The 24253-nt window shown below is 58.6% G+C and carries 25 protein-coding genes and 1 pseudogene; 7 read left to right on the top strand and 19 right to left on the bottom strand.

All coding sequences use genetic code 11. The annotated features are described in order from the left end of the window. Positions 1-49 precede the first annotated feature (49 nt). Positions 50-568, top strand: a complete 519-nt coding sequence (locus tag V0R59_RS14670) for a sterol desaturase family protein (RefSeq protein ID WP_330074966.1) — start codon at positions 50-52, stop codon at positions 566-568. Here the strand turns inward: V0R59_RS14670 and V0R59_RS14665 are convergent. From V0R59_RS14665 to V0R59_RS14655, 3 genes are all read right to left on the bottom strand, one after another. Next, a complete protein-coding gene (locus V0R59_RS14665; protein ID WP_330074965.1) occupies positions 509-1228 on the bottom strand; it encodes an SDR family NAD(P)-dependent oxidoreductase in 720 nt (239 codons plus the stop codon). The genes V0R59_RS14670 and V0R59_RS14665 overlap by 60 nt on opposite strands. Positions 1229-1354: 126 nt before the next feature. Continuing rightward, positions 1355-2527, bottom strand: a complete 1173-nt coding sequence (metC, locus tag V0R59_RS14660; protein ID WP_330074964.1) for a cystathionine beta-lyase — start codon at positions 2525-2527, stop codon at positions 1355-1357. 33 nt (positions 2528-2560) lie between these two features. Continuing rightward, a complete protein-coding gene (locus V0R59_RS14655) occupies positions 2561-3043 on the bottom strand; it encodes a GNAT family N-acetyltransferase (protein WP_330074963.1) in 483 nt (160 codons plus the stop codon). Between the two features lie 87 nt (positions 3044-3130). Between V0R59_RS14655 and V0R59_RS14650 the strand changes: the two genes are divergently transcribed. Further along, positions 3131-4111 carry a TonB-dependent siderophore receptor gene (locus V0R59_RS14650; RefSeq protein WP_330074988.1) on the top strand — a complete coding sequence of 327 codons (981 nt, stop codon included), beginning with the start codon at positions 3131-3133 and terminating at the stop codon, positions 4109-4111. Positions 4112-4236: 125 nt separating this feature from the next. Here the strand turns inward: V0R59_RS14650 and V0R59_RS14645 are convergent, their stop codons facing one another. Then, entirely contained in the window at positions 4237-4620 is a 384-nt protein-coding gene (locus tag V0R59_RS14645; protein ID WP_330074962.1) for a hypothetical protein, read from the bottom strand. A 386-nt stretch (positions 4621-5006) separates the two neighbouring features. On the opposite strand from V0R59_RS14645, the pseudogene V0R59_RS14640 reads away from it, so the two are divergent. Beyond that, positions 5007-5363 (top strand): annotated as a pseudogene (locus V0R59_RS14640) (TonB-dependent receptor domain-containing protein); the annotation flags it as partial. Positions 5364-5474: 111 nt separating this feature from the next. Beyond that, positions 5475-6026, top strand: coding sequence for a UDP-4-amino-4,6-dideoxy-N-acetyl-beta-L-altrosamine N-acetyltransferase (pseH, locus tag V0R59_RS14635; RefSeq protein ID WP_330074961.1), 552 nt, complete (start codon positions 5475-5477; stop codon positions 6024-6026). A 303-nt stretch (positions 6027-6329) separates the two neighbouring features. Here the strand turns inward: pseH and V0R59_RS14630 are convergent, their stop codons facing one another. The 4 genes from V0R59_RS14630 to V0R59_RS14615 form a co-directional block, all read right to left on the bottom strand. Continuing rightward, a complete protein-coding gene (locus V0R59_RS14630; protein WP_330074960.1) occupies positions 6330-8780 on the bottom strand; it encodes a TonB-dependent siderophore receptor in 2451 nt (816 codons plus the stop codon). A gap of 74 nt (positions 8781-8854) precedes the next feature. Continuing rightward, positions 8855-9775, bottom strand: a complete 921-nt coding sequence (locus V0R59_RS14625; protein ID WP_330074959.1) for a FecR domain-containing protein — start codon at positions 9773-9775, stop codon at positions 8855-8857. Next, positions 9775-10278, bottom strand: a complete 504-nt coding sequence (locus V0R59_RS14620) for a sigma-70 family RNA polymerase sigma factor (RefSeq protein WP_330074958.1) — start codon at positions 10276-10278, stop codon at positions 9775-9777. Before V0R59_RS14620 ends, V0R59_RS14625 begins: the two co-directional genes overlap by 1 nt. A gap of 247 nt (positions 10279-10525) precedes the next feature. Continuing rightward, the gene (locus tag V0R59_RS14615) at positions 10526-10768 is read right to left on the bottom strand and encodes a hypothetical protein (RefSeq protein WP_330074957.1); all 243 of its coding nucleotides are present in this window, start codon (positions 10766-10768) and stop codon (positions 10526-10528) included. Between the two features lie 1088 nt (positions 10769-11856). Here V0R59_RS14615 and V0R59_RS14610 point away from each other — a divergent pair. The 3 genes from V0R59_RS14610 to V0R59_RS14600 all read left to right on the top strand — a co-directional run bounded on the left by V0R59_RS14610 (position 11857) and on the right by V0R59_RS14600 (position 14471). Beyond that, complete coding sequence (locus V0R59_RS14610; RefSeq protein ID WP_330074956.1) at positions 11857-12177, top strand: helix-turn-helix domain-containing protein; 321 nt, start codon at positions 11857-11859, stop codon at positions 12175-12177. 775 nt (positions 12178-12952) lie between these two features. Continuing rightward, positions 12953-13846, top strand: coding sequence for a hypothetical protein (locus V0R59_RS14605; protein WP_330074955.1), 894 nt, complete (start codon positions 12953-12955; stop codon positions 13844-13846). A gap of 241 nt (positions 13847-14087) precedes the next feature. Further along, positions 14088-14471 carry a hypothetical protein gene (locus tag V0R59_RS14600; RefSeq protein WP_330074954.1) on the top strand — a complete coding sequence of 128 codons (384 nt, stop codon included), beginning with the start codon at positions 14088-14090 and terminating at the stop codon, positions 14469-14471. Positions 14472-14540: 69 nt separating this feature from the next. Here the strand turns inward: V0R59_RS14600 and V0R59_RS14595 are convergent, their stop codons facing one another. The 11 genes from V0R59_RS14595 to V0R59_RS14545 all read right to left on the bottom strand — a co-directional run bounded on the left by V0R59_RS14595 (position 14541) and on the right by V0R59_RS14545 (position 24142). Further along, on the bottom strand, positions 14541-14948 hold the full coding sequence (locus tag V0R59_RS14595; protein ID WP_330074953.1) for a hypothetical protein: 408 nt from the start codon (positions 14946-14948) through the stop codon (positions 14541-14543). 13 nt (positions 14949-14961) lie between these two features. Further along, on the bottom strand, positions 14962-15903 hold the full coding sequence (locus tag V0R59_RS14590) for a ParA family protein (RefSeq protein WP_330074952.1): 942 nt from the start codon (positions 15901-15903) through the stop codon (positions 14962-14964). A gap of 269 nt (positions 15904-16172) precedes the next feature. Next, on the bottom strand, positions 16173-17105 hold the full coding sequence (locus V0R59_RS14585; protein ID WP_330074951.1) for a hypothetical protein: 933 nt from the start codon (positions 17103-17105) through the stop codon (positions 16173-16175). Positions 17106-18265: 1160 nt separating this feature from the next. Then, on the bottom strand, positions 18266-18583 hold the full coding sequence (locus V0R59_RS14580) for a phage head closure protein (protein WP_330074950.1): 318 nt from the start codon (positions 18581-18583) through the stop codon (positions 18266-18268). Continuing rightward, on the bottom strand, positions 18583-18864 hold the full coding sequence (locus tag V0R59_RS14575; RefSeq protein ID WP_023382239.1) for a head-tail connector protein: 282 nt from the start codon (positions 18862-18864) through the stop codon (positions 18583-18585). Before V0R59_RS14575 ends, V0R59_RS14580 begins: the two co-directional genes overlap by 1 nt. After that, the gene (locus V0R59_RS14570; protein ID WP_330074949.1) at positions 18861-20357 is read right to left on the bottom strand and encodes a terminase large subunit; all 1497 of its coding nucleotides are present in this window, start codon (positions 20355-20357) and stop codon (positions 18861-18863) included. The genes V0R59_RS14575 and V0R59_RS14570 overlap by 4 nt, the downstream gene beginning before the upstream one ends. Then, the gene (locus tag V0R59_RS14565; protein WP_330074948.1) at positions 20354-20674 is read right to left on the bottom strand and encodes a hypothetical protein; all 321 of its coding nucleotides are present in this window, start codon (positions 20672-20674) and stop codon (positions 20354-20356) included. Before V0R59_RS14565 ends, V0R59_RS14570 begins: the two co-directional genes overlap by 4 nt. A 183-nt stretch (positions 20675-20857) precedes the next feature. After that, positions 20858-21193 (bottom strand): HNH endonuclease signature motif containing protein, encoded by a 336-nt coding sequence (locus V0R59_RS14560; RefSeq protein WP_023111281.1) that lies wholly within the window; start codon positions 21191-21193, stop codon positions 20858-20860. Then, positions 21190-22422, bottom strand: coding sequence for a phage portal protein (locus V0R59_RS14555; protein ID WP_330074947.1), 1233 nt, complete (start codon positions 22420-22422; stop codon positions 21190-21192). Before V0R59_RS14555 ends, V0R59_RS14560 begins: the two co-directional genes overlap by 4 nt. After that, complete coding sequence (locus V0R59_RS14550; protein WP_059400029.1) at positions 22419-22940, bottom strand: HK97 family phage prohead protease; 522 nt, start codon at positions 22938-22940, stop codon at positions 22419-22421. The genes V0R59_RS14555 and V0R59_RS14550 overlap by 4 nt, the downstream gene beginning before the upstream one ends. After that, positions 22940-24142, bottom strand: a complete 1203-nt coding sequence (locus V0R59_RS14545) for a phage major capsid protein (protein WP_330074946.1) — start codon at positions 24140-24142, stop codon at positions 22940-22942. Before V0R59_RS14545 ends, V0R59_RS14550 begins: the two co-directional genes overlap by 1 nt. Positions 24143-24253 lie beyond the last annotated feature (111 nt).

The raw sequence follows: 24253 nt of genomic DNA, 5'->3' as shown, positions 1-24253 counted from the left end.
CCGCCACTTCCCCTAATCTGACGCCCACCTTTCCCGATACCGACGCCGCATGCTCATCCACCTCGCCATCTTCCTCTGCACCCTGGTCGCCATGGAGGGTGTCGGCTTCCTTGCGCACAAGTACGTGATGCATGGTCCCGGCTGGTTCCTCCATCGCTCGCACCACGAGCCGCACCTGGGCGTGCTGGAGACCAACGACCTGTACCTGGTGATCCTCGCCCTGGTGGCCATTACCCTGATCGTGCTGGGCAACGCCGGGCACGACCCGTTGCAGTGGATCGGCGCCGGGGTGGCGGCGTTCGGCATCCTCTACGTGGTGATCCACGACGGCATCGTCCACCGTCACTGGCCGACCCGGCCGAAACCACGCCATCCGTACCTGCGCCGCCTGTACCAGGCGCACCTGATGCATCACGCGGTGAAGGGGCGGCGCAACAGCGTGTCGTTCGGCTTCCTGTATGCGCCGCCGGTGGATGTGATCAAGCGCCAGTTGCGTGAGATGCGCGAATCAGAAGCGCGGGTCGAGGATCGCCGGCAGGGTGATCTCCTTGACGAAGCTCGCGGCTGAAAGGCCCAGGGCCATCCGCACCACCTGCACCACGTCGTGTACCGGGATCAACTCGCCGTCGCCGCGCTGTTCGGCGAGCTCGCGCGGCGTGTCCAGGGCATCTTCGGTGTTCAGGTAGCCGAGGTTCAGGCAGGTCACGCCCAGGCGCCGGTCGCGATAGCCCTCGCGCAAGGCATCGGCCATGCCGCGCAGGGCGAACTTGCTGGCGCCGAAGGTGACTTCCGGGCGACCGCTTTGCGGCAGGCCGGAAGTGGAGCCGGTGAGGAGGATGCGCGGGCGTTCGCTGCGCAGCAGGACCGGCAGCAGGTGCTTGATCAGCAGGATCGGCGCGCTGACGTTGCAATCGACGATGCGCTGGAGCTGCTCGTCGCGGTCATCGAGGAACTCGTAGGCATCGTCGAAGGCCTGGTCTTCCCAGATGCCGAGGTTGTAGACCAAGGTGTCCAGGCCGCTTTCGCTGGCGCAGTGGGCCAGCAGGTCGGCGGCCTGGCGCGGGTTGCCGAGGTCGGCTTCGAGCCATTGCAGGTCGACGCCGGGCCGTGGCGTCAGATTCGTCGGCCGGCTGCGGGACACGCCGATCAGCGTGTCGCCGCTGTCGCCCAGGCCCTCCATCAATGCTTTGCCCAGCCCTTTGCTGGCACCGATCACCATGGTTTTCATCGCTTCACTCCTGTGTGAGTTCAAAAGTACGACGCGGACCCTGTGGGAGCGGGTTCACCCGCGATTGCGTCAGTGATTCCACTATCGCAATCGCGGGTGAACCCGCTCCTACAAGGTCCGCGTGACTTACTGCCCCAGTCGATCCAGCCCCGCGCGCAGGTCGCGCTTCAGGTCGTCCATGTCTTCCAGCCCGATCTGCAGGCGCAGCGCCAGGCCATCCGGGTTCCAGCGGGTGGCCGTGCGGTAGTCGCGGCAGTCGAACGGGATGATCAGGCTTTCGAAGCCGCCCCACGAATAACCCATGCCGAAGATCTCCAGGTTATCCAGCATGTGGGCGAGCTGGCGCTTGTCGTAGCCGGGCTTGAGGATCACAGAGAACAGCCCGGTGGAGCCCTTGAAGTCGCGCTTCCAGAATTCATGCCCCGGGCAGCTTTCGAACGCCGGGTGCAACACCGTCAGTACCTCCGGCTGCTCTGCCATCCACTGCGCCATTTCCAGCCCGCGGCGCTGCGCTTCCTGCACTCGCAGGTTCATGGTGCGCAGGCCGCGCAGGGCCAGGAAGCAGTCTTCGGCGCCGGGCAGCATGGCCATGGCGTCGTAGGTCTTGCGCAGCTGCGGCCAGGTTTCGGCATTGGCGCTGACCAGCCCCATGAGCAGGTCGGAATGCCCACCCAGGTACTTGGTCCCGGCTTCCACCGAGAGGTCGCAGCCGTGCTCGTGGGCACGGAAGAACAGCGGCGTGGCCCAGGTGTTGTCGAGGATGGTCTTGATCCCGCGGGCTTTCGCCACGGCCGTGATCGCCGGCACGTCCTGCACCTCGAAGGTCTGCGAGCCCGGCGATTCGAGGAAGATGGTCGAGGTGTTGTCCCGCAGCAGTCCGGCGATGCCGGCGCCGATCAGCGGGTCGTAGTAGCTGATCTCGATGCCGAACTTCTCCACCAGGTTGGTGCACAGCCGGCGGGTGGGGCGGTACACCGAGTCGGGCATGAGCAGGTGGTCGCCGCTTTTCAGGGTGGTCAGCAGGGCCAGCGCCAGCGCGCCCAGGCCGGAGGGGGAAATCACCGTGCCGGCGGCCCCGGAAATCTCGCTCCAGGCGTTTTCCAGCGCCTCGATGGTCGGCGTGCCCAGGGTGCCGTAGGTGAAGCGCGCGTTGCCTTGTTCCAGGTCCGCCAGGGTCTTGAACACCACGGTGGAACCCCGGTAGACCGGCATGTTGACGAAGCCCTGCTGCAGCTCGTGGTCGCGGCCCAGGCGGGTCAGGCGGGTAGCCAGGGAGAATTCGGTGTCGGTCTGTTTCATGTCGGAAATCCAGTGTCCGGTGGGCGTTGATCGTCAGAGTTGCATGAGCATCTCATGCCACGCCATGCCGCCGTGATCGGACGGCGAAGGGCGCACATAGGCATAGCCCATCCTGCGATACAGCTCGACGTGCTGCTGCTTGCACATCAGGTGAATGCTGGTCTTGCCCAGCGCCTTCATCTGGCTGATGAACTCGTTCATCAGCGACTTCGCATAGCCCTTGCCCTGGAAGGCCGGATCGACCACCACCGACATGATCACCACGTTGGGTGCCGCGGGATCGTGGCCGACCAGTTCCTTGAAGGCCTCGTCGGACATCACCACTTCATGGGCGCAGCCGCTGTTGATGAAACCGACGATCTGGCCGTCGGCCTCCAGGATCAGGAAGCCCGCCGGGTACTCCTCGATGCGGGTGCGGATCTTCTCCAGGGTGGCCGCTTCGTCGCCTTCGTAGGCACCGATCTCGATTTCGTAGCAGCGCTCGGCGTCCCGTGGGACAGGGTGGCGGAAAAGCATGACGGTCTCCTGTGAAGAGGGAAGTGTGGCCATGGTAATGCAGCGTTTCGCTGCATAGGCGGCATTCTTTTCCATCGCTGATTCCATCTGCGAAACGACAACGTCACCGAGAAATACGCCGGCTACGGCATGGTTCGCTTGTCCCTGGCCGATCCGGTAAAGCTTATCCTTGGCGGGCGCCTGTCGAGCTACCACTACCACGACACGCAGATCTTCCAGAACGAAGACGGCTCCTACAATTCGGACTCGATCCTTCCCACGTTCCGCGTGCATGACAAGTTCACGCGCTATGCGGGCCTGACCTACGATCTGGCCCCGCAATGGACCGCCTACGTCAGCTACGCCGAGACGTACAAGCCACAGTTCCAGCAGGTGAAGGGACCACTGCCCGGCTCGCCGCTGGATCCGGTGACCTCGAAGAACTACGAGCTGGGGATCAAGGGCCAGCTGTTCGACAACCGCCTCGACACCAGCTTTGCGATCTACCGTATCGAGCAGGAAGGCGCGGCGATCGAGGACCCGAACTACCCGCTCGACTACGGCGTGACCACCTGCTGCTACCTGAACCAGGGCAAGGTGGTCAGCGAAGGTTTCGATGCCGAGGTGAGCGGCGAAGTGGCCCGGGGTCTCAACCTGTTCGCCGGCTACACCTACAACCACACCATCGACCAGAAGAGCGACGCCACCCGCGCGGTCTATAGCGGCGTGACGCCGAAACACCTGTTCAAGCTGTGGGCAACCTACCAGCTGCCCGGCGTGCTGGAGCGCTTCAACGTGGGCGCGGGGGTGACGGCGCAGAGCGTCAACTACCGCTCCGGGCAGGTGGCGACCTTCAACGAAGCGACCCAGGACTACAGCGGGCCCAAGCGTGACTACAAGTTCAGCCAGGCGGGGTATGCGGTGTGGAATTCCAGTGTCGAGTACCGCATCGACCAGAACTGGAGCGCGACGCTGAATGCCAACAACGTGTTCGACAAGCGCTACTACCAGACGGTGGGCACCACCGATAACGGCAACTTCTATGGTGAGCCGAGGAATTTCGTGCTGACGGTGCGCAGCAAGTTCTGATAAAAAAGGGCAAGTCGGTTTCCTGGGGGAAATGACTTGCCCTCTTTCATGCAATCGCGTGCTTTTATCAGGATGAACGTGATCTATATGAGTTGAATTTTTCAGGTGTTGCGGGGGCTGCCGTATTAACGGGGCTGGACCTGGAATGTAACCGAAGCGTTATTGCCATCACCGCCGGTGTATGAAACTTTCGCGTTCACGCTGTCAGTCGTGATGCTGTAGCTGTTGCTGCCGCTGAAGGGATCATCCCAGGCAATGTTGATATAGCAGACCTGGTCGGCGGTCGCGTCGTAGAAGGCGTAGGTGCAGGAGCCTTGGGTGCCGGTGGCGAAGCCGTCGGACTCCGTTTCCCAATGCGCCTTGCCCGGTGCGCCATTATCCGCCTGGACGATCTTCTGTGGCGGATAGATATCCCAGATGCCGTGCTCGAGTTGCAGCGAGTCCTGTTTCAGACTCAGGCTGTAGTTGAGATAGTTTTCAAAATAGATATCAACGCTTCTTGCAGCCATGGGTGTAAGTCCTTTTTAAATTATGAGGTATTGGCAGTCCAGCTGATGTCGGGTTGCCTGATAAATTTGTTGGGTTGCAAGTTTCTTGTCAATTGGGACTGGTGCGTGTGCAAAGCAAATTGTTAGTTATCGTTATTCAGTGCGAATAATAATTTGAGTGAGCGACATACAGGTTTGTTATGCATCGTCTCGATAGATAAGTGCCGGTTCTACACTGATTGCGCGCTACCCGAGATACAGCGACGTCTGGAGGGCGGAAGCCTGATGCCAGAAGGCGGGATAACGAAATCCTCCCGACAAGAAAACCCCGGTTCCCATTCCCCGCACGCCTCATCAAAATTGAGAACGATTAGCATTCATATGTCTCCGAAGGCTGGAAACTCGCTGGTGGCTATGCCTACAGCCTCAGCGAAGATGCCCAGGGACAGCGTGCCATGAGCCGGATTCCGCGGCATAGCGTGAAGGCGTTCAGCACCTATCGCCTGTCGGGGGACCTGAACAAGCTGACGCTAGGGGGCGGGTTCAACTGGAAGAGCCGTTATGGTTATGAAGGAGAGGGGTATCCGGTGCAGGAGAGTGTGGTGGTCGCCATTGCCATGGCGCGCTATGAGCTGACGCCGCAGCTGTCCACCACCTTGCATGTGAACAACCTGTTCGATCGCAAGTACTACGCCTCGATCACCGAGAACGGGGTGTATGGCGAGCCGCGGAATGTGGTGGTGGGGGTGAAGTACGCGTTCTGACCAGGACGCCACCAACTTGTCCATCGAATGGTCACAAGAGCCCTAAACCCGCTACGCTCCGGAACGGTTTCAGTGCTCGCTGAAACGATCCGGAGCAGGCAGGTACCCAAGATGGAATTCCGCGACATCCTCGACGCCGACCAGGCGACGCGTGACCAGGTGCGTGTGCTGCGCAACCATGTGGACGTGCGCCGTTTCATGTACAGCGACCACGAGATATCCCCGGACGAACACGCGCGCTGGCTCGCCAGCCTGGTGGGCAATGCGCGGCAGCGGGTGTTCGTGGTGATGCTCGACGGAGCGGTGGCGGGCCTCGTCTCGCTCAATGCCATCAACGCGAGCCATCGCAGCGCCGACTGGGCGTTCTACCTCGACCCGGCGTTGCAGGGCAAAGGCCTGGGCAGCCTGGTGGAGTTCTGGCTGCTGGACCATGCATTCAATGACGCGGGGCTGGAGAAGCTCAACTGCGAAGTGCTGGCGAGCAATGCGGCGGTGGTGAAGATGCACCAGAAGTTCGGCTTTGTGATCGAGGGTGTTCGGCGCCAGAACATCCTCAAGGATGGCGCGCGTATCGATGTCGTGCTGTTGGGGATCACCCGGGAGGAATGGCTGGCGCAGCGGCCGGCGATGCTGGGGCTGGTGGAGCGGTTGTCGCGCAGATAGGCGTCGGGTGCCGAACGCGGGTTCTGTAGGAGCGGGTTTACCCGCGATTACGGGAGGGGGGGCCCCCCACGGATAGCCGGGGAAACCCCGGCCCCCGGGGGGGCGGCCGGGGCGCCGGGGGGGGGGGTGGTCGCGCCCCTGGGGGGGGGGGCCCGCCGGGGGGTTGTGTCGGGGGGGGTTACCCCGCCATTCGGGTAGCGAGCCCACCGTCGTAATCGCGGGTAAACCCGCTCCTACAGGGGGCGCGCCGTTCTCGCTGGCGATGGGGTCATCAGCAACCCCATCGCCGCAAGGTCCGATCCCTCAGAAATCCGCCCGCAACGTCACCGTGTAGTTACGCGGATCGCCATAGTGGTTCGCCGCATACAACCAGCCGATCGTCGAGTAGTACTTCTTGTCGAACAGGTTGTTGCCATTCAGCGCGACGCTGAAGTTCTTGTTGATCTTGTACGCCACCCGCGCATTCCACACCGCATAGCCCGCCTGCTCGATATCGCCGACGCCATCAGTGCCGCCGAAGTTAGTGTGGTAGTTGCGGCTCTGGATATTCGCGCCGGTGCCGACGCTCCATTGCTCCAGCTCGCCCGGCAGGGTGTAGTCCGCCCAGAAGCGCAGCAGGTGCCGCGGCGTGTAGCTGTTGAACGCCGCACCGGAGCCCGACACGCCGTCGTTCGGGTCGTTGCGGTACTTGGTGCTGGTGTAGGTGTAGCCCGCGAACAGTTGCAGGCCATCGAGCACTTCGCCGCTGACCTCGGCATCGAAGCCCTGTGTACGCACCTTGCCGCCTGCCACGTAGCAGTCGTCGCAGCCTGAGGCACCGTCGTACACCGCGCGGTTCTCCTGGTCGATCTGGAACAGCGCGAAGCTGGTGTTGACCCGGCCATCGAGCAGTTCACCTTTCAGGCCGAGCTCGTAGTTGGCCCCTTCCATGGGATCGAGCGCGGCGCTGTCGGCGTTCAGCTCGGTCTGCGGCTTGAAGATATCGGCGTAGCTGGCATAGACCGACCACTGCTCGTCGAGCGCATAGATCAGGCCGCCATACGGGGTGAACTCGCCGGTGTGCTTCGAATGCGCCGGGTCTGGCGAACCGGTATTGAAGCGATGCAGTTCGTAGTCGTACTGGTAGTTGCTGCTGCGCCCGCCGAGCACCAGGGTCAGCGGCTCGGCGAGCTTGTAGCGCACCACGCCGTAGAGGCCGTTCTGGCGGATCTTGCCGGTGGAGGTGCCGGCGTAGTTGGTGCCGAGCAACTGCTCCATCGTCGGGCGCTGCGGCGACACCGGATCGTACAGGTTGATCGAGCCCAGGTTGAGCAGGCCGCCTTGGAGGTCGTCGGTCTGCAGGTCGCTGGCGTTGGCGCCAACCACAACCTCGTGTTCCAGATCGAAGGCGCGCCATTTGCCGGTGAGGTTGATGTCGGCGCCCTTGTTGACGTTCTCGAAGTCGTAGAGATACGCCCGCGAGCGCATGCCGTCGCCGGTGGCCGGATCGACCGCGCCGCGGCCGAAGCTGTAGAGGATGTAGTTGGTCTCGCGGATATAGCTGCCGGAGGCCTTCAGGCGCCAGTCTTCGTTGAAGTCGTGGGTGATGTCGGCGAAGTAGGTCACCTGCTTGTTGTCCCACTTGTTCCAGTCGGCGCCGGTGAAGGTCGAGCGTCCGGCGTTGACCGCGCTGCCGTCCTTGTTGCGCGGCAGGCCGCTGAAGAACGGCGTCGAATGCAGGTCCTCGACGCTGGCGCCGGCGGCCACCGTGGTGCTGTCGGCGAGGTCGTATTCGAGGATGCCGTAGAGCACGTTCTTGCGGCTTTCGGCGGTGTCGTAGAAGTAGTCCTGGTCTTCATGGCCGGCCACCAGGCGCCCGCGCAGCTTGCCGTCCGGGGTGAGCGGGCCGCTGGCGTCGAGGGTCTGCCGGTAGCTGTCCCAGGAACCGGCGCTTGCGGTGATCGACAGGGATGGCTCGGCCTTCGGCCGCTTGCGCACCAGGTTGATCGCCGCCCCGGGGTTGCCGCTGCCCTGCAGCAGGCCGTTGGCGCCGCGCAGCACCTCGACGCGGTCGTAGAGCAGGGTGTCGGCGGTGAAGCTGCTGCCGATCGCGTAGTAGCGGCGGTCCAGCGGCACGCCGTCGTACTGGATGGTCTCCACCTCGAAACCGCGGGAGTAGATGTACTTGCCGCCGGACGGGCTCTGGAAGGTGGTGATGCCGGTGGTCTTCTCCAGCACGTCGTCGAGGGTGTCGAGGCGCTGGTCGTCCATGGCCTGGCGGGTGACCACGCTGACCGACTGCGGGATGTCCTTGAGGCGGTGGGTGGACTTGCCGATGGTGACCGCGTTGGTCGTGTAGCTGCCGGAATCCTCGGTGGTGGCGCTGACTGCCCGACCGTCGATGTTCAAGGGTTCCAGGTTCAGCGCCGAGCCGCCGAGGGGCAGGGGTTCCAGGCCGTACACGCCATCGCCACGCAGCACGGCGCGCAGGCCGCTGCCGGCGAGGACGGTGTGGAAGCCGTCCTCGATGCCATAGCTGCCCGACAGGCCGGGGCTGCTCCGGCCCTGGGTCAGGGCCGGAGAATATTGCAGGGTGATCCCGCCTTCGCTGGCGAAGCGCGCCAGCACCTGGGCCAGGCTGCCGGCAGCAATGCTGTAGCTGTGCGGGGCCGAGGCGGGGGCCGCCTGGGCGGTCGGCGCGATGCCGTGCAGGGCCAGGGTCAGCAGGCTGAGGGCGAGCAACTGGCGCGGGTGGGGTGACGCGGCGCGAATCATCGAGGGATTGTCCTTATGTGTTGGCAGTTTTCACAGACAAGGACTGACGAGGATGGAAAAGGGGCCAATTCTCATCAACGCGGGGTGATCGTCACCCAGTAGCGGGTCCGGTAGCCGACCCGCACCGGCAGCGTGGCGGGCAGGGCGGCGAGGATCGCGTCGGTGTTGTCCAGCTGGAAGGCGCCGCTGATCAGCAGTGGCGCCACCTCGTCCTGGCAGCGCAGCCAGCCGCTGCGGTAGCGGCCCAGCTCGCCGAGGAAGTCGCGCAGGGGCATTTCCTCGACGATGAGCTGGCCGCGGGTCCATTGGCTGTCCTGTTCGCGGGCGGGGGTGGTGGTCGACGGGTTCTTGCCGTCGAAGAGCAGTTGCTGGCCGGCGTCGACGCGCTGGTTGGTCGGCGTCACCAGGACCGCGCCTTCGAACACGCTCAACTGCGTGCGGCCCTCGCGCTGGCGCACCAGGAAGCGGGTGCCCAGGGCTTCCATCAGGCCCTGGTCGCTGGCCACGCGCAACGGGCGATGGGGATCCTTGCCGCTGTCGACGAGGATTTCGCCACGGCGCAGGGTGATCAGACGCTGGTGCTCGTCGAAGTCCACGTCCACCACGGTGTGGGTGTTGAGTTGCAGCACGGTGCCGTCGGCCAGCTCCAGGCGCCGGCGTTCGCCGATGGCGGTGCGGTAGTCCCCGGCGGGCGCTACCTGGCGATAGCCCACGTAACCGGCGGGCGCGACGAGGGCCAGCACCAGCAGTTGCTTCAGCACCTGGCGGCGTTCGCGGTTCAGCGTGCCCATGGCCAGTTGCGGCGGCAGCAGGCCGAGGCGCGCCTGCACCCGCTGCGCCTTCTGCCAGGCGCGCTCATGCTCCGGCGCCGCCGCCCGCCAGCGGGCGCAGGCCTCGCGCTGGGCGGGATTGGTACCCGGGTCGAGCATCAGCATGTGCCAGTGGGCGGCTTGCCGGGCGACTTCCGGGGCGATGCGGGCGGGTTCGGCGGCCATCAGAAATCGTCGTCGCAGAGGATGCAGGCTTCAAGGGCGTTGGCCATATGGCGCTTCACCGTACGCTCGCCGATGCCCAGGCGCTGGGCGACCTGCACATAGGTCAGGCCCTCCAGTTGCACTAGCAGGAATACCGAGCGCACCACCGGCTTGAAGGTGTCGAGAAGGGCATCGAGTTGCTGCAGGGTTTCCTGCAGGCAGTAGTGATCTTCCTCCGACAGCGCAAAGACCTCCGGCAGTTGCGCGAGCATTTCCAGGTAGGCGCGTTCCAGGGACTGGCGGCGGAAATGGTCGTACACCAGGCGGCGGCTGACGGTGGCCAGGTAGGCGCGGGGCTTCTCCAGGCTGAGGCGGGCGCCGGCCTTCTGCTGGGCCTGGAGGATGCGCAGGAAGGTGTCCTGAGCCAGGTCCGCCGCCTGCGCGGAACAACCGAGGCGGCGATAAAGCCACTGCTTGAGCCAGCTGTTGTGCTCGGCATAGACCTGACTCAGATCGTCGTGCATCGCGTGCAGTCCTCGGTTTGGATGGCGGCACGTTAATTGATAACGATTATCAAATCAATTCGTGATGTAACGAGTTGATGGCGTTGTGACAGCCCATCGAATGAGCAGCGCACTCGGTGTAGGAGCGGATTCATCCGCGATCGGCGGCGCAGCCGTCGTAAAACCTGAATCCCGAATCACCCTGGCACCCTTCAGATCCGGAAGCCCCAGAGCCCCACTGCAGGCCAAGCCCACAGCGGGGCCCGCCTCAGATCGGAACGGTCATCGAAGTTTTCGCTTGCGCGAGCGTGAGCATGGCTTTGCTGACCCGCAGGAAGCGAATGGCGTCGGTGAGGTGGACCTGGTGGTTGGTGGCGGGTTGTGGCGGCAAGAGTTTCAACACCGCGATGGCGTCGGAGAGGTAGTTCTCGGCGTGGGTGATGGCCTCGTGATGGGAGAGGTTGGGGCCGACGCAGAGGATTGGGGGTGGATCGGGGACGATTTTCTTCATGGTGGATCTCCTGTGGTGAACCGGATCGCCACTTTTCGCCGCTAAACGAAGGGTGGCGACTGTACGAGGGTTAGCAGACCGAGACACAGGAGAAACCCGGCGCACCACAGGGTGCCCACACGTACAGCCGCCATAACAAGGGCTGGTGCGAACCGGTGTGTTCGGACTGCTAATCCGGTCGTTGATTTGGCAACGACCGGCGGAGATTAGGCAGCGTTTCCACAGGACGCAACCGCCAGGCGGGGGTGGGGAGTATGCTTGGGAAATTGCCTACAAGAAAGTCGGAGATGGGGGAAGTTTCGTAGCTGTATGCGACAGATTCAAGGTTGTGCTCGACGTCTCTCTGCAAGGGCAGGCTTGCCTGCGATGGGCATGGGTATCTCCACATCTCGCTCAAGTGAAACGCGGACCTGTGGGAGCTGGCTTGCCAGCGATGACGTCAGTGAGTTCACTACCGCCCGGCTGCGTCGGCACGTGACATACCGCTAGAAAGCAACACAAGCAGTCTCGTTTCAGGTCACCTCGGTTCGTAACTCCCGGCAGGTTTGCTTGCCGAAAAGTGTCAATCATGTCCCCGCACACCTGTCCATCATGTGTCCGGTCCATACAGAGATGCCAAGCCAGGGTTCAAAAAATAAATGACTTACAAACTTGTCAGAAAAAAGGGTTTGGAACGTCAGAATTGAGGTTTTGCTTTTTGAATCAACGGATTGATAAGGTTTTGGTCCTGTTCACTGCCGTGTAGGCAGCTGTATAGAAATAAAGGTGGTTTCAGGGATCTTTGGATCGCACCCCGTTACTAGGAAACCAGTTCGCCGAGCGCGACGTAATAACGACCTGCACCGTCGACGCATGCATACACGGCTGAGAATCCCTCCTTGAGAGGGATTCGCCGTTTCTGGAGCCTCCATTTTCCACTGCTGGCGGTTCCGGATTTCTTCCAGAAACTGCTGCTCGGTTTTCCGGCTGTCCAAAGCGCTTTTTGCCAGTCTTCCAAACCCCGGCAACCGGATCGCCAGAAATTGACGTAAGGATAAGCAGCCAGCTTTGGCTGTTTATATCGATTAAACAGTCCATTTAGGCCACTTATGAACGAGTTTTTTCCTGTGGATTGCAGCGCTTCGCTCCAGCGCATGGGGCTTCTGATCAAGTCAGCTCGTCTGGAACAAGGAGTCCGCCAGTTAGACGTAGTCAGTCGCCTCGGCGTGCCGGAGAAAGTCATTCGCCGAATCGAGCGTGGCGACCCCTCCGTCAGTGTCAGGTCGCTGATGCTGGTGTTGTGGAAGCTGGGGCTGATGGAGAGGGTGTTTTACTCATTCGAGGGCAGTTCGATTTCATTTTCGGCAATGAAGGAAGACACCCGGGGGCGTCGAGTGCGTCAGCGCCGGGCAAAAGTGGAGGGTTTCTGATGTCTGGCATCGCGCAGGACAGCTCTTCGCCGATGGGGCCCTTGGAGTGGCAAGGTTTCCGTTGCCTTCGCCTGGGTGAGGGTGAGCCTGCTGATGGGCAGGAGTGCGCGTACTTTGCTGTTCAGTGAAGAAAAAGTAGTGCGATTGGTCGAATGTGACGATTTCGGCAGTGCGCTTAAGGAAAAATCGAAGAAATCTTCAAATCTGAAGATTTTCTTAAAGCGTTCAAGGAGAAATCTGCACAGCCAGTAAACCAGTGGGCTTCCAGTACGGTAGAGCACTGACTCGGTAGCGATTGCGCACGGTACACCGCTGCAGGTGAGCCCGCGACGCTGTGGACATCGGATCGAAACGCTCATCGTCTCTTCGCCTGTGAAAGAGTCAGCATGGCTTTGCTGACTCGCAATCCGGTCATTGATTTGGTAGCGAGGGGTGGAGGTTGGGTAGCGTTCCACGGTGCGCGACCGCTAGACGGGAGAAGTATGTCTGCGAAATTGCCTACAAAAAGTCGGAGATTGGCGACATTTTCGTGCTCATACACAACAGATTTTGGTGTGCTGACCTTCTCCTAACGCCACGTATTCTGAGTGATGTGTATTTGCCAGTATTCTCTACGACCTATAGTATTGAATTTCGGGAAATACGAAAGTGAAAGTATATCCCTTCATGTTGAGGCCATAAAAACGCAATGGAGATTAACGGTTTGCTTTACTAAATACTTTCTTGGTCAAGCTGGTTAAGTAGTTTTCTAAAGTTTGTATATGGAGATTTGATTGTGCCAACGAAGAGGAATGTTCAAGAGCGGTTTTCTGTCTCGTATGATGCAGAAGATGGCGACCTTAAAAATCACAAAATAGACGCCTTTGATCTCGCACGATCAATTCTTGGTGTTCACTCGGCGGTAAGTGAGGCAAACTCGCTCATGAATAAGGGGGCGGAAATAGAGTTGAAAGTTTCGTCTCCAGTTCGTAGAGGCTCTGTAGTTATTGATTTCTTGCTGCTCGCTACTACGCCGGCTGCCTTAGATATTCTTAAAGTAATCGGTTTTTCTGCGACTGGAGGAGCTATAGCTGGTGGGTCGTTGATTGAGGTGGTAAAAAAGCTTAAGGGAAGAAAGGTTGCAAAAGTAATAATAGAGAGTGGAGCTGACCTTGCAACCATAGAAGTGAGCGGGGAAATCATAAAGTGTGATAAAAGAATAGCGCAGCTAGCCGTAGATAAAAAAGTTAGAGACTCACTTCATAGTGTGATTCAAGCTCCGATTTCAGGGAAGAAAAACGCTATTTTTAAGGTGATGGATGAAAATGAAACTGTTGTCCAGGCCGTGAAAGAAAATGCAGCCCATAATTTTTCACCTCTACCGATTGGTTCTCTTGAATCGGAGGAAAAGACAAAAGAGACGACCACCGCCTATTTTGTTCAAGTGAACTTTGAATCTAGCCGTGGTTGGAGAGTGAAGCTCGCAGATGGAACAGAGCATGCTGTAGAGCTTGCAGATGAAAAGTTCTTGAACCGAGTTAACCAAAATAAGCAAACATTCTCCAAGGAGGATTTGTTTGAGGTGGTTTTACAGACTAAATCAGTATACAGGCAGACGCGTTCCACTCATTCGTATACCGTTATGGAAGTGACTAAGCATTTTGCGGATAAGAGTCGTCGACTAATCTAGGGGTGCTCCATGATTGTCAATCCTGACTTCGCTGAAGCGCTATTTTATATTTCCCTAATAATGGTTTCGCCCCTGTTTTTCTATCTGTCACGCATACTCTCTCGGTATCTGCTTAATCGATATGTTTCGACAGGTAAAATAATTGTTGTGTTAAAGCGCGATGGGGTAGTTGTGGAAGTCAAAACAATAAAAACTTCAGCCTATGTCGTTGATCAACTAACATCTGCAGATGGGGTGTCTAATGGATGACTCTCCAAGAAAATCTCCCCAAGGACTACAGGCTTCAGTTACAGCGGTATTGGGAACTTTCGCCACTGCTAGCTGTATGAAATGGTTGCCAGCAGAACATGCCCAATATTGGGTCGGAGCCTCTACACTTATCGTCCCGATCGTTGGCTACTGTATTGCAAAAATATTTTATAGAATTGATGAGAGTGAGGGCTTGACTCAATACAAGGCCAGGCTGAGGCGAGACATAAAAAGTCAAAAGAAAATTTTGAAGGATAAGTACGTATCTGAAGCTGTTAAAGAGGGGGTTAGGTCTAAATATGAGGCCACTATATTGAAGCTGGCGTCTGCTAATCAAGACTATACCGCGCAGGGAATAATTGTTGAGCAGCATTAGACGTATTTTTGAAGTTTGGTATTCGGCAGACTCATAGGATCGTGTTTTATGGGTCTGCCGATTATGCGGCTACTGTTCGTTTTTGTCGTCGATTTTTGAGCCGCTTCGTATTATTGCATCCATGTGGATTGCTTCTTGGTTCCTAACTATTAAGTTTATAAGTGCACTTCTGCTCTGTCTTTTTGATGCCTGGATCCCCAAGATTTCAGCTAATTTTTGGATGCTGGATGTGGAGACAAATAATGAGCTATCGTTTAGAAAGCTCTCAATTTCGTGAGTGTTCATTGACCGAATTTTTTCTATTGTAGAACTCGGGATGTCGATGTGATGAGATTTATTTCTGTAAGTTTCTTTTATATCTGATTTTTCAGAAATTTTTTGAAGCGTCTTTATTGTCTGTGCGATATCGGTATTGGGTAGTGATTTTAATAGTGTCGCTGTTAGTTCAAGTATTTCGGCTAAATCGTGATTTTTCATAAGCTTACCTGCTTTATAAAATTCGTTTAACAAATTCATCAACAACTGCACCCATGTACCCTGCTTGCTTTCCTGCATTTTGATGAGACCGTGGGAGGTCAGTAACAGCGAACACAGGCAGGTTCATATCGGCAGCTGCCGAAATTCCGTCTCCATCTGTGATGTAATTCTCAAATATGGCATTTGGCCCAAGCTGGCTAATTACATTATTGATGATTTGTTGGTGTCCGCTTTTAGGTCCACCATTATATTCGTCAACCATATTAAAGACCACGCCAGCAAATTTTGTTGGGTTATATTTCCCTGGAAGTCCGGCATAACCCCACATTGAATCGTAGTCGCTATTAAATCGATCCATATATTGGTTGATGAGCGTTATGCCGACGGTCGACAGAAAGTCTGGAATAGAAGGAACGACATAGTAGTCGCTAGCGAAGAATGCGTTTTGAGTCACAAGATTGACATTCGGTGGGCAATCCAGTAGTACGTAGTCGTAATCATCCGCGACAGCATCAAGAACATTCTTTATGATAGATATTTTCTCTATCTCAAATTTCGTTTCTTCTCGATGATCCTTGCCGACTCGTTTTTCTCGTGCAAGCTTCATATCAAGAAGGGTTAATTCTTGATGGGAAAGTATTACCCCGACTTTTGTGTAAACTCGGCCGGCTTTAGCTCTCACGCTTTGCTGAAGTATTACATCTTCTGGCTTGGCAGGGTTTCTGTCGAAGTAACCATCAAAAATGTTTTTAAGGGTTGGTCGGTTATTTGTGTATGCGTGTGAAATATAAGAGGTTGCACCGATCGCAAGAAAGGATAGGTTGCACTGAGGATCTAAATCTATTAACAAAACTCTCTTGCTATGACGTGCTGCGAGCCCTGCCGCTAAATGGAGGGTGAGAGTGGTTTTACCAACACCACCTTTCCAGTTGATCATGCTTACGACTTTAGACATGCTTCGATCCTTGAGGTCAAGTTGATGCTGAGCCCTATTGAAGTGGGGGCAGCAGTTTAACATTACCTCAATTAGCCGGCTGCTGTCCATATGCCATCATTTGGCAGCGCTGTATCTACGTTATAATTTTTAGCATCAGGATCCCTGAGTCCGCTAATTTTCGTTATTCAATTCGAAACAATGGTTCTGCTCCTAAATATTGCAGGCAAGGCAATTCCGAGCAATGATCAACCTATCCCCTAAAACTATATGGCTCTATTTTTCTGTTGTCATTTTTCTTGATTTTTGAAGCAATCTATAAGTTGAAAGTATTGGAAGTTTTGCTTTTTGCTGGTTGGTGGTAGAAGTCTTGAATTGTGGATTTTTGTAATTAAGAATGGAATGAAGGTTTCGTGTTGGTTTTTAATTGGAGTCCCTAGATGTGTTGTGATATCAATTTCGATCATGTGGTTACTTTCTGCTTGAAAAGGTGCGCTGTCTAACGCGTTGGTAAAATCCTTGGCGATACCCTGTGGTAGGCACTCTAGGATCTTAGGTAGTAAAGATTCATCAAGGTCAAAAGATATACAGTATTCGCTGCCCGAAAGTTCTACATTTGAAGAAATGGTTATAGTGTTCTTGTCCAGCCTGGCGAAATGGCTAGGACTAGCTGGGAACCAGTTTATTATCCCATTTCCTATTCCCATTCGGGCACATGCAAATCCAGCATCTGGAGCAAATAGGGCAAGTGCAGGTTCGATTAAATTCTGGGGCTTAAGATGCTTTTCCAGTTTTTCCCACTGCGCTAGATATTCGTCGAACTCTAAATCTAGTATTGGGGTGGGTCTTTCTAGGTTGAAAAGAACGAATCTTAACCCATTGCATAGTGCAAAGTGCTGGCACCTTACTTCAGGGTGTACGGCATAGCTATAAGCTTGTTGTATGTGCTGTTCTGACGTAATGTCTTCGCTGGGTTTTTTGGCATCGATTACCAGAACTGGAGTTTCTTTGAAATAAAGAGTGTAATCTGGAATTGTAGTCACAGGATGGTTGGAGGTTCCAACTCTAATGAAAGGGTTTTTTAGAGTTTTACTACGTGAGATTCGAGCGTCTCCCTCAGCACGGTACCCGAGTTTTTTAAGGATGGGAGTTATTATTTCCTCTCTGACGGAGTCTTCTTTGAATTCTGGTGATTTTAAGGAGTTGTAGCTGACATCTATCATTTATATTCCTTGCAGAAGCGATTGTGGAGTGTCGTTGTACTGAGAATGATGTTCCTGTGATGTTCAGGGCTTTTTCTTTTATTGGTGTTTAGTAATCTATCGAAAGGTGTTGGTTTGTTATGGCTGTTAAATAAAGTACTTGCTAGAGGATTTCTTATTTGTTGGTGCTCAGCGTGCGAGTTTTTCATAAGTGGTCGGCTGATCAAACCAGAAACCTGAAACTATGTATCGCGCCGAGAGAGAACAGCAAAGTGACGCCGAGGGAGATGTAGATGAGTGCTGTGGAAGCTGGTGACGAAGTTTTTCATAGAGGTATTCCTTTACTGAGTGATTGATTCGGGTCCTTCCGGGTATGGTGCGATGCTAGCACATTGCTGGTATTTATCTTGGCTAGGGCGTTGGCAAATAGTCTTGGATTGGTGGGAAGCAGGGTGCCGCTTTGCGGTGCTTCGCGAGCAGGGCATAACTCAATGATGTGGCGGGGACCTGTGGGAGCGGGTGTGCACGGTAGTGATGACGGGCACGCCTCAGGAAATGCTGAGTCATTCAACCGCCGGATGTGGAAAACCGCAGGTCCGATGGTGTGTGAGGGGTAACGGGCTTGTCCTGTTACCTCCACCCAATCAAAGCCCGCGTCGAGCTCTCGACCTATGTTCTCTGTGAGGCAGAGAAGCCCACAGGGCTGGGTGGGCTCCCCTTCTGGGGAGGGGCATTGTGGGTGGGGGGATAGCAGGTAGGGCAGGGTGGAGATGGCAGGGTGTCATGTAGATCCGGGAATTAGGTTTTACGACGGCCACGCCGCCGATCGCGGATGAATCTCCCCCGTCGGATCGTCTCGCTCGGGGTGGTCTCAATCCAGCCCCAAATCCCAGGCACAAAAAAACCGACTAAAAAGTCGGCTTTTTCCAGATTTGGTGCCCGAGGGAGACTCGAACTTTGCGCTACGGGCTATGCAATTCGGTGTTGTAGTCAGGTGTGGTCGAAAGCCTACTCACAATCCTACTCACACTTTGCGGAGTGGCCGGTATCCTCAATTCTGAGGACACCCCAAACGGGTCATCAGGTCTGAATCGGACGATATGGTCTGTCTCGCTCCACTGTGCTGATTTCTACACACTGTGTTGGAAACGCCACGGTGGCGTTCCTTCAAACGACACCCCTCAGCTTCTACCAGTCTTGCACATCAGCTCGATCCGCCGGCGGCGAGCGTCGGGCAGCACGGCGGTGATTTCGTACACCTTCTCCCCTTCGCGTATGCGCCAGCTCGATACCAGGTCGTCGCGGTAACGGATGCGGATGCGGAACACGGTCTGAGACTGAGGCGCCTGGGCGGCCATGAACTCGCTGCCGCTGATGCTCTCGATATCGGCCCACTCCCGGCTTACTGGCTCCCAGGTGCGAATGAACCCGCCGTACTGGTCGCGCACGTCCACGGGGCGCTCAATCGTCACTGGATAGCGCAGCTTACCGGCCAGCATCACAGCACCGCCATCGAGCGATACGGCGCCAGCAGCATGGAATAAGCGGTGCTCTCGGTCAGCGTGCGGTCGCCCTGGCGCTCTCGGTTCTCGTACAGGTCGCCAACCAGCAGCAGGACGGCAGCCTTGACCGGTGCAGGCATCGGATCGGGCAGGCCATCGCCCAGGAACATACTGACGTGGGTTTCAGCCGCGGCGATCAGGCCCAGGATGTAGCTGTCTTCCTCATCGTGATCGACGCGCATGTGCAGCTTGGCTTCTTCAAGGGTCACGGTGGTCATACGAAAAATACCTCGGTATCAAGATCGGCGGGGGCCTCGGCAACCTGGGCGGCGCCGAACGCCATAGCCAGGGCCTGCAGGCCGTCGATGCGGCCGGTGCGACGGCTCTTGTCCAGCTTGCGGTTGCCGCTGGGGTCTTTCACCGCCACGGCGTTGGCAGCACACAGGGTCAGTACGGGGTGGCCACCGTGGGCGACACGGCCATTCAGCAGCTCTGCCTCCAGAGCGTCGAGGGCGGGCGCCATGTCGCGGAAACCTTGCCCGTGGGGCACCAGCGGCAACTCCAGGCCCAGGCGTTCCAGTTCCTTCTTGAGCACGTCGATGCGCCAGCGGTCATAGGCAATCGCCGCCAGATCGCAGTCGCTCAGTATCTCGGCCATGTCCAGGGCCACCGCTTCCAAGTCAACGGTGGCGCCGGGCGTGGTGCGGATGTACCCCTGGCGCACCCACATGTCATACGGGGCGCGGTCCTTCTGTGCTCGGTCGAACAGGCCCTGCTCAGGCGTCCAGAAATACGGGCGGACCTGCCACACGCCATCCACCTTGCCGATCAGCACCAGCGCCGTCAGGTCGGTTCGTGCCGACAGATCGAGGCCCGCATAGACCAGGCCCTCGAATGGGTCAGGCGAGGTGTCACAGGCCATCCACACATCGGGGCTGATGAATGGGCTGTCGAGGCTCACGCGCTGGTTAAGCAGCAGGTTGCGGGCGGTGTTGCTCATGCTCGGCATGCGCTCGGCTTGCTGCATCTGCTCCCGCAGGTCTGTCTCCGACCGGAAGATGCCAAGGGCCGGGTTGGCCGCTCGCCAGGCGTCCTCGTCCATCAGGTCACAGCCCGCTGGCGCCGCGTACAGGCGGCACACGATCTTGGGATCATTGCTGCGCAGGGCGTCGTCAATCCACTGGCTCAGCAGGTCGGCGTCGTTGGCTGCCTGGGTACTGATGGCGATCAGCAGCGGTGCCGAGTGGGCGCCCTGGCTGGTGGTGATGGCGTCCACGAAGTCGGATTGCGGGCCGCGTATCTGGCCAATCTCGTCCAGGATGGCCAGCACCGGGGAGAGGCCGTGCGCGGTCTTTCCATCAGCGGCCAGGGCGCGGAATTCGGTGTTCAGGTTCAGCCCCAGCAGCCGCTTGCCGCTGGGTACGATGCGGACGATCTTCGACAGGGCGGGCGATAGCTGAACCATCTTGGCGGCCAGGTTGAACACCAGGGCGGCTTGGTCGCGGCTCATGGCACCCGACACAAGCTGGCTGTTTTGCTTCGCCTCGGGGCCGACCAGGTGCGCCAGCAGCAGGCCCGCGATCAGGCCCGACTTGCCGTTCTTCCTGGCCACGCTGAGGATGGCCCGGCGAGTGCCCACCGAGTTGTCGTATACGTCTCGGATGAACTGGCGCTGGAACTCAGCCAGGCACAGCGGCTTGCCTACGTCCGCGCCCTCGGGCGTCACACAGTAGCGCTCGATAAACGCGATGATCTTTTCGGCGCGGGTCATTGCAGTGTACTCAGGGTCGGGATCAGGTCGTCATCCACATGCTGCCGGGCCTCACGTTCAAGCGCGGCGCCCTTGTGGATATCCTGGGCTTTGCCCACCGTGGCGATGGTGGCCACCATGAGCTGGCGCCCGATGGCCAGGGAGCGGCGCGTCATCTTGTCCAGCAGCTCACAGGCCGGGTTCACCTTCCCCTCGACCAGCATGCCGTCACGGTCGATGCTGTCTTGCAGCGCTTCGATATCGGCATAGGCCCGCGCCAGGTTTGCCGCCAGCACCAGGTCCGCGTCGGTCCAGGTGTCCCGTGGGCGAGCGGTCACAATGGCATCCCAGAACGGCCTATCGGCATCGCGCACGCGAATGTGCGGCGGTGGCTGAATTGGGCCGACAGCGACGGCCTGGCTCGCAGCTACGGCGGCCTTGGCGCTGTCAGATCGGGGGCGGCGGGGCGTGGTCTTCATGTTTTTGGGCAGTTAGCGAAGAAAGAGCAGGGAGGGGGCGGTCTAGCTGAGCGCGGTTCCTGGTGATCTTTTGGACCTGTTCCAGTGGTGGTTCGGATCGAGCGGGATGCCGTTCACGTCGCAACCCCGCGTGGTGCGCTTGCCCATGTCCTCGGCTGTCTTGATCGAGTGACACGAGTGGCAAAGAGGCGCCAGGTTGGTGCGTGCGTTGTTGTCGCCGTTGTTGTCCATGTGGTCCACGTCAGTAGCAGGTGTGACCAGGCCACGGGCCGCACAGTCGCGGCACAGTGGTTCCTCGGCCAGCACCTGGGCACGCAGGCGCTGCCATGCAGCACTACCGAGCGGGATCACCCTCGTCTTGGGCTTGTACCTTCTCACGCTTCTTCTCCTTCGCCAGTCGCAGCTTTTCTTCCACTATCGACTCGATCACTCGCAGGCGGGGTTGCATGGTCTTGAGTCTTGGCTTCTTGCTCATCATCGATACCTTCTACGGTGGGTAGGTTTTCCATGCGGCGGACTTCGGATCGCAGCAGCCATCCGTCCTCGACACCACGTTGATAGAACTGCGCACGGTTGAGACTATCACCGCGCAGTAGGCCTTCCACGTTGTGCTCAGCAAAGAAACCATTGCCCAGTAAGGTGCGGTTGATGGCCTGCTCCCACGCGACCAGATGGCGGCGCAGGGTGTGCGTAACGAAGTACCGGCCCAGCTCCACCGCGTTGGAGTAGTTGGCCTCGCGCAGATCACCGATCAGCACAGGCGGTACACGGAACAGGCGGGCCACTTCCTCGACCGACAGGCGCCGGGCCTCAATCCACTCGGCATCCTCCAGCGTCATGGATACCGCGCTGTACTTCGCACCCTGGGGCAGCACCGGGGTCTTGCCGTGGTTGTTCACGCCAGCCTGGCCAGCGGCCCAGCTCTCACGAATCTGCGCGGCCTGCTCCTTGGTGGTGCCGGGTGCTGTCTCGATCACGCCCGACAGCTTGGTGCCCTGCTCGAACATCTTGGCGCCGTGGGTACGTTCGGCCAGCGCCAGCCCCAGGGTGTCCCTGGCCACCTGAATAGGGCTGCGCCCGAGCACACCGTCTTCGGTGTGGTAACGGATGTGCAGCATCTCGTCGGCGGTCAGTCGTTGGAGCTTCCCGTGGCGGTCGGTGTACTCGTAGACCAGGCGTTCGCTGGCTGGGCTGCGCAGGATCGAAACGCTGTCCGGGTTGACCGGCTCCAGCGCCTGCACACGACCGGCACCACTCCAGCGGATGCGAGCATAGGCATTGCCGCGCAGCAGGATGTGGCGTTGCAGTTGCTCGCGGAATTCCAGGGCGGTTTGCCACTCGTTCGGGGCGTCGTGCAGCAGCGCGTACAGGGGATGGGTACGGGCCTTGTCGCGCCCGTCATCGGTGCGGCGGTACACGTCCAGCGGAAGGCTACCCACGCTCTCGCTGATGGCCGCGACAGCGGCGTATACGGCACTGATCGACTCGGCGGTCTGTACCGTGATGTTGACCCCTGCCGAGTTACCGGCCTGGCTGAACTGGTCGAAATACCGATCATAGGCCGGGGTATTGTTGGAGCGCGTGAACAGGCTCAGCAGCTTTCTCACCGGATGCACTCCAGGAACTCAAGGTATCGACGGGCATTGGCCAGCGCCAGCATCGGCTTGCGGCTGCGCACCGATACGGTGGTGGTCGGGTAGGCCGGGTTCGCGGTGATAGTGATTTCGTGCAGGTCCACGTCCTGCAGGCTGCGCACCTCGCCGTCCCACTTCTCGCCCACAGGCACGAAGCCAAACGAGCACCCGGCCACGTCGCCGCGCTTCACCAGCTCGGAAAGGTCGCGGCCCAGGCTGGTGTCGGGCAGGTCCAGTTCAAAGGCCAGGCCCACATCATCCTCAGAAAGGCGCAGGGTGCCAGCTCCGACACGGCCCAATAGGGCTGCATCGTCGTGCTCGTAAACGGCACGGATGCTGGCGGCGGCTGGACCTGCAAGGGAGCGCTTGAAAGCCCCCGGAAGGATGATTTCGGTAAAGCCCCCGATGGGCGTTGCATCACCGAAACGGGCGGCATAGCCGAACAGCGTCCGGCCTTTCCGTTCCAGGCTTGCGGCTGCTCGGCGTTCCATTACGGTGCGCTCGCTACGACGAAGCCTTCGGGATGGCGTACAGCGGTATCGACGGTGGCCATCGCACGGACCTGCACACCGCCACGGCTGTAGGCAGGTTCGGCGTATGGGTTCACCAGAATGTCCACCTCGGACCAGACGCCCAGCATGACCTGGCTCCAGTCGCCCAAGATCAGCTTGCCAGCCGGGACGTTCTTCGATGCCGCCAGCGCCAGGTTGGCCAGGGTGCCGTTGTCGTACAGGAAGCCACTGCCAGACCCGGCCACCTTCTCGGTGCTGCCCAGGATGGTGCGGATCGCGGCGGTGGTCAGCCAGCGGGCGTTGGTGATGTTCACGTCATCCAGTTTTTCCAGCAGCGCCAGCACCTCGGCCCAGGTGGCGGGCATGTCGGCGGTCTGGATGCCGGTGGTGTTCAGCACGCCCAGCGGTTCACCAGCAGCGCCGCTGCCGTTGATGATGGCGCGGTCGATCTGACGGGCGATCAGGAACGACAGGTCTTCGCGTACCAGTTGCTCGATGCCCGGCGACGATTGCTGCAGAAGCTGGCGCGACATTTCAGTCTTGCCGCCCACATGCTTCGGCGTCAGGGTCACACCGTCGAACGACATTTGCCCCTCGGGTACGGCTTGGCCCTCAGTAACCCAACCGGTTTCCAGGCCGCTGCCGAACTTGGGCACACTCACATTGCCCACCAGGCCGGTCAGGGTGCGGATGCCCAGCGAACGCGCCAGCAACGCCTCACGCAGCGGGCCGATGTACAGGTCAGCACGGTGGTCGGTGCCCACCAGCTCGGGCGCGGTCGCGGTGGTGTTGGCGCGGCGCTCCAGGGCGGCGAACGGCACGAATGCGCCCTCAGCCTTGCGACCGGTGCGGCGTTCGGTTTCCTGGGTGTATTCGCGCTCGGCGCCGTCCAGTTGGCGGCCTTCCATCTGCGCACGCAGCACGCGGATTACGCTGACGCGCTTCTCCAGCTGCTCAGGGGTGTCCGTGGCGGCGGGAGCGGCGGTGCGCTTCTCCAGGTCGGCCAGGTGCTCGTGGCGGGTGATCTGGTCGGCCAGCGAACGCTCTTCGGTCTTGAGGGTGTCAAACTGGGTGGATTCGTCGGCGGTCAGGTCACGGCCAGCAGCGGAAGCGGTGTCCACCAGCTTTCTCATGCCCTCGACGGCGGCGGTGCGCTTCTCGCGCAGTTCGTGAAGTTTCATGTGGGATTCCATAAATGGCAAAAACTATCAGGAATTGATAGTTGATAGCCTCTATCTAACACATAGAGACTATCAGTTCAATTATTCTGATAGTTATTTGCTATTTATGGT

The sequence above is a fragment of the Pseudomonas ulcerans genome (assembly GCF_036324125.1).
Taxonomy (GTDB): domain Bacteria; phylum Pseudomonadota; class Gammaproteobacteria; order Pseudomonadales; family Pseudomonadaceae; genus Aquipseudomonas; species Aquipseudomonas ulcerans.
Note: the sequence above shows the minus strand (reverse complement) of the source record. Positions and strands in the feature narration are given on the sequence as shown.

What these genes read in the sequence shown, in the direction of transcription:
- V0R59_RS14665 (WP_330074965.1), bottom strand. Translation starts at nt 1,228, where the DNA reads ATGAAAACCATGGTGATCGGTGCCAGCAAAGGGCTGGGCAAAGCATTG.
- V0R59_RS14620 (WP_330074958.1), bottom strand. Translation starts at nt 10,278, where the DNA reads ATGCACGACGATCTGAGTCAGGTCTATGCCGAGCACAACAGCTGGCTC.
- V0R59_RS14545 (WP_330074946.1), bottom strand. Translation starts at nt 24,142, where the DNA reads ATGAAACTTCACGAACTGCGCGAGAAGCGCACCGCCGCCGTCGAGGGC.
- V0R59_RS14615 (WP_330074957.1), bottom strand. Translation starts at nt 10,768, where the DNA reads ATGAAGAAAATCGTCCCCGATCCACCCCCAATCCTCTGCGTCGGCCCC.
- V0R59_RS14630 (WP_330074960.1), bottom strand. Translation starts at nt 8,780, where the DNA reads ATGATTCGCGCCGCGTCACCCCACCCGCGCCAGTTGCTCGCCCTCAGC.
- pseH (WP_330074961.1), top strand. Translation starts at nt 5,475, where the DNA reads ATGGAATTCCGCGACATCCTCGACGCCGACCAGGCGACGCGTGACCAG.
- V0R59_RS14585 (WP_330074951.1), bottom strand. Translation starts at nt 17,105, where the DNA reads ATGATAGATGTCAGCTACAACTCCTTAAAATCACCAGAATTCAAAGAA.
- V0R59_RS14590 (WP_330074952.1), bottom strand. Translation starts at nt 15,903, where the DNA reads ATGTCTAAAGTCGTAAGCATGATCAACTGGAAAGGTGGTGTTGGTAAA.
- V0R59_RS14610 (WP_330074956.1), top strand. Translation starts at nt 11,857, where the DNA reads ATGAACGAGTTTTTTCCTGTGGATTGCAGCGCTTCGCTCCAGCGCATG.
- V0R59_RS14580 (WP_330074950.1), bottom strand. Translation starts at nt 18,583, where the DNA reads ATGCTGGCCGGTAAGCTGCGCTATCCAGTGACGATTGAGCGCCCCGTG.
- V0R59_RS14575 (WP_023382239.1), bottom strand. Translation starts at nt 18,864, where the DNA reads ATGACCACCGTGACCCTTGAAGAAGCCAAGCTGCACATGCGCGTCGAT.
- V0R59_RS14655 (WP_330074963.1), bottom strand. Translation starts at nt 3,043, where the DNA reads ATGCTTTTCCGCCACCCTGTCCCACGGGACGCCGAGCGCTGCTACGAA.
- V0R59_RS14600 (WP_330074954.1), top strand. Translation starts at nt 14,088, where the DNA reads ATGGATGACTCTCCAAGAAAATCTCCCCAAGGACTACAGGCTTCAGTT.
- V0R59_RS14570 (WP_330074949.1), bottom strand. Translation starts at nt 20,357, where the DNA reads ATGACCCGCGCCGAAAAGATCATCGCGTTTATCGAGCGCTACTGTGTG.
- metC (WP_330074964.1), bottom strand. Translation starts at nt 2,527, where the DNA reads ATGAAACAGACCGACACCGAATTCTCCCTGGCTACCCGCCTGACCCGC.
- V0R59_RS14670 (WP_330074966.1), top strand. Translation starts at nt 50, where the DNA reads ATGCTCATCCACCTCGCCATCTTCCTCTGCACCCTGGTCGCCATGGAG.
- V0R59_RS14645 (WP_330074962.1), bottom strand. Translation starts at nt 4,620, where the DNA reads ATGGCTGCAAGAAGCGTTGATATCTATTTTGAAAACTATCTCAACTAC.
- V0R59_RS14625 (WP_330074959.1), bottom strand. Translation starts at nt 9,775, where the DNA reads ATGGCCGCCGAACCCGCCCGCATCGCCCCGGAAGTCGCCCGGCAAGCC.
- V0R59_RS14595 (WP_330074953.1), bottom strand. Translation starts at nt 14,948, where the DNA reads ATGAAAAATCACGATTTAGCCGAAATACTTGAACTAACAGCGACACTA.
- V0R59_RS14550 (WP_059400029.1), bottom strand. Translation starts at nt 22,940, where the DNA reads ATGGAACGCCGAGCAGCCGCAAGCCTGGAACGGAAAGGCCGGACGCTG.